A 6058-nucleotide genomic window follows, 5' to 3' on the forward strand; every position below is an offset into this window, starting at 1 on the left:
CTTTTTAGAACGAAGCGAGTTATTAGTTAGTTGAGCACTATTTACTATAGGCTTTGATTGGATAATGATCTGAAAAATCATTGTAAACGTAGTAATATGGGAACGCATATACATCCCATGGCTTAGGTTTTTCAGTCACAACTTCATTGACTAATTGTTTTGGTTGTTTATGATCTTTATCTGTAAATATATAGTCTAAATGTTCTGGTTTACCATTAGGGTAATTATATTTCGCAATTGAATTTGATTGAGGGTCCCATGTGCTATTATGACCTGCATATAGAACATCATTTACATTCAAGTTTTTAAGCATATCTTTGAACTCTGGAGTGCCTTTATTAACATTAAGGTCACCACCTATATATACCGTTTCATCTTTAGGGATATTTTTCTTTTTAACAAAGTCACTGATTTCTTTCATTTGTTCAGCTCTAATTTTTCGATCATGTCCAGCACCACAACGTGAATCTTCAGATTGTGTATGTGTACCGATAACGTGAACGTTCTTACCATTTTTCTCTATTTTTGTATAAACAAAGCCTTTGTTGCTATCATTATCGAATCCACAACCGCTTTTGAAAACATGCTGGATTTTTTCTTTAATAGGATATTTACTTACAATCGCTACGCCACCATCTTCTGCAACAGTTGATGAGTAGCTACCTTCAGTTTTGTCCCACCCTGATTGAGAACGGCCGAGTACAGGTGTTTGATAAGGATATTCTTTTTTCACATTACTTAATAATTTGTCTGATGCACCATTATCAAATGCTTCATTGAATATTACGACATCATTATTTTTAATATAAGAAGATTGTCCGATTAAATCAGCGCGTTTATATTGCCCCCAATAACGCAACGATCAAATATGACGGCGCATATTGCATTAATGGCTAAGATGGATTACTTATATTGCTAATAGTGGACAACGTCGTTATATAGCGACAGGAGAGGTAGACAAGACAGGTAATAGAATAAGCAGTTTTGGTAATTTTAGCGCAGTTTGATAATTATATATAAAGGTTTGGCAAGTTATGAAATGTCTGCCAAACCTTTATATAAAAAAGAAATAGCTACCTTTTAATTTATGTAACTACTATTAGTATGCATATTCATTAGTTTTACCAGGACCATTAATTACATAAGATGATTTAGACTCTCCTTTTTTAAAGAAGTATGTTTTATACATTTTACCTAGTAACTCAACATTTTTTCTATCTTCAGCAAGTGGTGTATTCAGATATACTGTATAGTAACCTTTATTTTCAGTTAAAATAACCATTTTTTCAAATTGAGCAGAATTTTTTGTGCCTTTCTTTAAATAATTTCTCAAACGTTCATCTAATTTTCCTAGTGTTGTAGGAAGACCACTATTTTTAAATGATTCTTTATAAGCTTTTTCTTTCTCTAACAATTTCTTATTTGATTCTATTTCTTCATTTGTAGGAAACGGTTCAAAAGTAAAAGCTTTCGCTGAATGATGGTGTGTACTGATTCCTGCCGTTAAAAAACTTAATGCTAAAACTGTTGTTGCTAATTTCTTTTTCATAATGATGTTAATTCTCCTTAAATTCTATATTTAAATTTATAGTTAGTTTTGCGAAATTCCTAAAATGAGTTTAATCTAATCGATGAAATATATTAATTAACTGGAAATTAATAAAAGATTAATTATTTTTAACTCAAAATTAAAGTTCAATTAGTGTTTTGATGAATTTGGTCTTGATAAATTGAAATGATCTAAAAAACGCTATAATTTTTCTATTAATAGTAATTAATATGTGCTATATTTATCTTAGACACAGCAATGTGTTCAAATTTTCATCTATTCATAAGCTAGCCTTCGGGCTAGTTTTTTTGTGCTATATATTTGTTTTAATTAAATAAAATTAGATAATGCAATAGTAGCCATTTTATGTTAATATTACCTTGGGCGTTTTCAAGGAGCGCCTTTCATTTTTTATGTATTGCTCCCCTTCGGGCTAGTATATTAAATTTATTTTTGCGCTTTCCAAATCAATGTATATGTGTTATATTGTTTATGGGAAGTAGGTAAGCATTTCGGTGCTTACCTTTTTTTGTTTTTCTATAAATACAATAAGGTATGTCAATTTGATAATTTATTAATTTTCATTTAATAAGAAGATCTATATAGTTAATGAATAATTAATGTACTTTTTTTTAGTTAGTCATTAAAATAAATTAGTACTAATTACTAAGGAGAATAAAAAATGAAAATTAGAAAATCTATACTTGCGGGAACTTTAGCAATCGTTTTAGCATCACCACTAGTAACTAATCTAGATAAAAATGAGGCACAAGCTAGCACAAGCTTGCCAACATCGAATGAATATCAAAACGAAAAGTTAGCTAATGAATTAAAATCGTTATTAGATGAACTAAATGTTAATGAATTAGCTACTGGAAGTTTAAACACTTATTATAAGCGAACTATAAAAATTTCAGGTCTAAAAGCAATGTATGCTCTTAAGTCAAAAGACTTTAAGAAAATGTCAGAAGCAAAATATCAACTTCAAAAGATTTATAACGAAATTGACGAAGCACTAAAAAGTAAATATTAAAAAAACCACCCTTTTACGGGTGGTTTTAATTTTCTAGATAATATAAAAGTGTTCATAAATAAAACAGTATAGGCAAACAATAAAGTATTGAAAAAAGTAAGTTTAATATGAAAATTGTTAAATGAACGACATCTTTTGTTTTTATAAATATCAAGAAAATAATCAAACTCAAAATAAATAACGTAACTGTAGTCATAGGCGTCCATACATAATCAGCATTAGTCATTAAGAATGGTGCAGCCATTATGAAAAAATTTATAATGCAGATGAAATAGACAATTAGACTATAAATTAGGTAAATAACAATACACACCCTTCATAAATAAATAATTTAAATCCTATATATTTTAACAAAAGTAAAACACAGAAGTGTAGAAAATAAAAAATATTGGTAAATAAAATCAATAAGTTTAACCAATATGTTGCTCGCTTCATACCGTATATTGCAACAAAAATTCCGATCAAGAAAAATATAGCCCCTATGATAAAACAGAAATCCGATGCTGAACTATTAAAAAATGAGGTGTTTAGAGTTAGAAAATGAGTTAATGAGTTGACTATAACTAATAAGATATTAATTATATTTGTATGGTTCTTCACATGATACCTCCAAGTAAAAAAATCTAATTAATAAAGTGAATGCTTGATGAACAAGCAGTTATTCCAAACAGAATCAATAAGAAAAGTAGAATCAACATGCTAATGCCCCATAAACAACCCTTTTCACTTTCTCTATTATTAATTTCTTGACTTCTTTTAAAGATATTATTACTTTTACATTCTTTAGTTGTTTTAAATTTCACGTTTTTATTACTTCCTTTTGTCTAAAAGTTTACAATGAATTTTTGATTATAATAATATATTCAAAATAGTACTATCTAGTTTGATATGTCAAGCAATATTATTATAAAATTGGAATTCTGAGTTGTCTACTCTAATTTATTATATTTACCTATAAAAATACACCTCAAAAAATAGATTTTTCAGTCTAGCTTTTGGGGTGTACATTCCACACAAACATGTGATTATTTTGATGTTTCTATTAAACTTGTAATTTTAAATTTAAAGTCCCTAAAAAGTCCCTAAAATTTTATTTTATATGAGGTATTATTGATAATGATAAAGTTATAAACCTTGATATTATGCTGTTTTACTTTTTGAATGATAAGTAATTTTATGTTAAAAGTCTCCAGTTTGGATACAAAACGGTCGATAACATATAAACGTTATGACTAACTAACTTCAAATCAGTATCATCTTTCTTAGATTCGGCTTTGGCACTATTGTCAGTAAGTGCACCAACTAATAATAAATTTGCTAATGCAAGTGTTGCAACTTTTTTTAGTGAATTGGATTTTGTTTTTTTCACCATCATTATCACTCCTTTTATATAGCTTACAACAAAATAGATGCAAAATTGATTAACTAAATTTAAATTAATTATTAAATCGAATTTATATTTTTAAGTAAATGTTTTTTGAGTATAAAGATGCTGTAAATATAATTGACAAATGTAATCGGAATTAAGAAATGAAGATTGTTATGACATTTAAGTTTGAAACTTGGTATAAACAAAATCAAACAACATTTTAGGTATTGTAAATTAGTTAGTTAATCAAAATTAAAAGAACTTTTAACAGTGTTAAAAAATTATTGTTAAAGATAATTTATTATTAATATTCAGTTAATTCAAAAAATAGAGAAAGTCTGGCTATAATAAAGTTGCAATCACGAATTACATAAAAAAGGAGAGATAATTTATGAAATTTAAGTCATTGATTACAACAACATTAGCATTAGGCGTTATAGCATCAACAGGAGCAAACTTTAATACTAACGAAGCATCTGCCGCAGCTAAGCCATTAGATAAATCATCAAGTACATTACACCATGGACATTCTAACATCCAGATTCCATATACAATTACTGTGAACGGCACAAGCCAAAACATTTTATCAAGCTTAACATTTAATAAGAATCAAAATATTAGTTATAAAGATATAGAGAATAAAGTTAAATCAGTTTTATACTTTAATAGAGGTATTAGTGATATCGATTTAAGACTTTCAAAGCAAGCGGAATATACGGTTCATTTTAAAAATGGAACAAAAAGAGTTATCGATTTGAAATCAGGTATCTACACAGCTGACTTAATCAATACAAGTGACATTAAAGCTATCAGTGTTAACGTAGATACTAAAAAGCAACCTAAAGATAAAGCTAAAGCAAATGTTCAAGTGCCATATACAATCACAGTGAACGGCACAAGCCAAAACATTTTATCAAACCTAACATTTAATAAGAATCAACAAATTAGTTACAAAGATTTAGAGGATAAAGTTAAATCAGTTTTAGAGTCAAATAGAGGTATTACTGATGTTGATTTGAGACTATCGAAGCAAGCGAAATATACAGTTAATTTTAAAAATGGAACGAAGAAAGTTATAGATTTGAAAGCAGGTATTTACACAGCGAATTTAATCAATTCAAGTGATATTAAAAGTATCAATATTAACGTAGATACAAAAAAACATATCGAAAATAAAGCTAAAAGAAACTATCAAGTTCCATATTCAATTAATTTAAATGGTACATCTACAAACATTTTATCGAATCTTTCATTTTCAAATAAACCTTGGACAAATTACAAAAATTTAACTAGTCAAATAAAATCAGTACTGAAGCATGATAGAGGTATTAGTGAACAAGATTTAAAATATGCTAAGAAAGCTTATTATACTGTTTATTTTAAAAATGGTGGTAAAAGAATCTTACAGTTGAATTCAAAAAATTACACAGCAAACTTAGTTCATGCGAAAGATGTTAAGAGAATTGAAATTACTGTTAAAACAGGAACTAAAGCGAAAGCGGATAGCTATGTACCATACACAATTGCAGTAAATGGCACATCAACACCAATTTTATCAAAACTAAAAATTTCGAATAAACAATTAATTAGTTACAAATATTTAAACGACAAAGTGAAATCTGTATTAAAAAGTGAAAGAGGTATCAGTGATCTTGACTTAAAATTTGCGAAACAAGCAAAATATACAGTATATTTCAAAAATGGAAAGAAACAAGTAGTGAATTTAAAATCAGACATCTTTACACCTAATTTATTTAGTGCCAAAGATATTAAAAAGATTGATATTGATGTTAAAACAGGGTCAAAAGCGAAAGCGGATAGCTATGTACCATATACAATTGCAGTAAATGGCACATCAACACCAATTTTATCAAAACTAAAAATTTCGAATAAACAATTAATTAGTTACAAATATTTAAATGACAAAGTGAAATCTGTATTAAAAAGTGAAAGAGGCATCAGTGATCTTGACTTAAAATTTGCGAAACAAGCAAAATATACAGTATATTTCAAAAATGGAAAGAAACAAGTAGTGAATTTAAAATCAGACATCTTTACACCTAATTTATTTAGTGCCAAAGATATTAAAAAGATTGATATTGATGTA

The 6058-nt window shown here is 27.6% G+C and carries 7 protein-coding genes and 2 pseudogenes (1 of these 9 cut by a window edge); 3 read left to right on the top strand and 6 right to left on the bottom strand.

All coding sequences use genetic code 11. The features are described 5' to 3' along the window. Positions 1-37: 37 nt before the first annotated feature. Positions 38-850, bottom strand: a pseudogene (gene sph / locus IDG63_RS10000) (sphingomyelin phosphodiesterase); the annotation flags it as partial. Here sph and IDG63_RS10005 point away from each other — a divergent pair. Then, positions 841-1007, top strand: a pseudogene (locus tag IDG63_RS10005) (SH3 domain-containing protein); the annotation flags it as partial. The pseudogenes sph and IDG63_RS10005 sit on opposite strands and share 10 nt — an antisense overlap. A gap of 92 nt (positions 1008-1099) precedes the next feature. Here the strand turns inward: IDG63_RS10005 and IDG63_RS10010 are convergent. Then, complete coding sequence (locus IDG63_RS10010) at positions 1100-1549, bottom strand: chemotaxis-inhibiting protein CHIPS (RefSeq protein WP_000727643.1); 450 nt, start codon at positions 1547-1549, stop codon at positions 1100-1102. Positions 1550-2231: 682 nt separating this feature from the next. On the opposite strand from IDG63_RS10010, the gene scn reads away from it, so the two are divergent. After that, the gene (gene scn / locus IDG63_RS10015) at positions 2232-2582 is read left to right on the top strand and encodes a complement inhibitor SCIN-A (protein WP_000702262.1); all 351 of its coding nucleotides are present in this window, start codon (positions 2232-2234) and stop codon (positions 2580-2582) included. Between the two features lie 52 nt (positions 2583-2634). Here the strand turns inward: scn and IDG63_RS10020 are convergent, their stop codons facing one another. From IDG63_RS10020 to IDG63_RS10030, 4 genes are all read right to left on the bottom strand, one after another. Beyond that, entirely contained in the window at positions 2635-2895 is a 261-nt protein-coding gene (locus IDG63_RS10020; RefSeq protein ID WP_001791826.1) for a hypothetical protein, read from the bottom strand. After that, a complete protein-coding gene (locus IDG63_RS14955) occupies positions 2874-3182 on the bottom strand; it encodes a hypothetical protein (RefSeq protein WP_001792927.1) in 309 nt (102 codons plus the stop codon). The genes IDG63_RS10020 and IDG63_RS14955 overlap by 22 nt, the downstream gene beginning before the upstream one ends. 23 nt (positions 3183-3205) lie before the next feature. After that, positions 3206-3385, bottom strand: coding sequence for a hypothetical protein (locus IDG63_RS10025; protein WP_000669789.1), 180 nt, complete (start codon positions 3383-3385; stop codon positions 3206-3208). A gap of 371 nt (positions 3386-3756) precedes the next feature. Continuing rightward, positions 3757-3954: a phospholipase gene (locus IDG63_RS10030; protein ID WP_000239610.1), complete on the bottom strand. Its 198-nt coding sequence runs from the start codon at positions 3952-3954 to the stop codon at positions 3757-3759. Between the two features lie 388 nt (positions 3955-4342). Between IDG63_RS10030 and eap the strand changes: the two genes are divergently transcribed. After that, positions 4343-6058 carry the 5' portion of an extracellular adherence protein Eap/Map gene (eap, locus tag IDG63_RS10035; RefSeq protein ID WP_181936057.1) on the top strand. The gene runs 63 nt beyond the window's last position, so only the first 1716 of its 1779 coding nucleotides appear in the window; its start codon is at positions 4343-4345; the stop codon falls past the right edge of the window.

This window comes from Staphylococcus sp. EG-SA-14 (assembly GCF_017151935.1).
GTDB classification, from domain to species: Bacteria; Bacillota; Bacilli; order Staphylococcales; family Staphylococcaceae; genus Staphylococcus; species Staphylococcus aureus.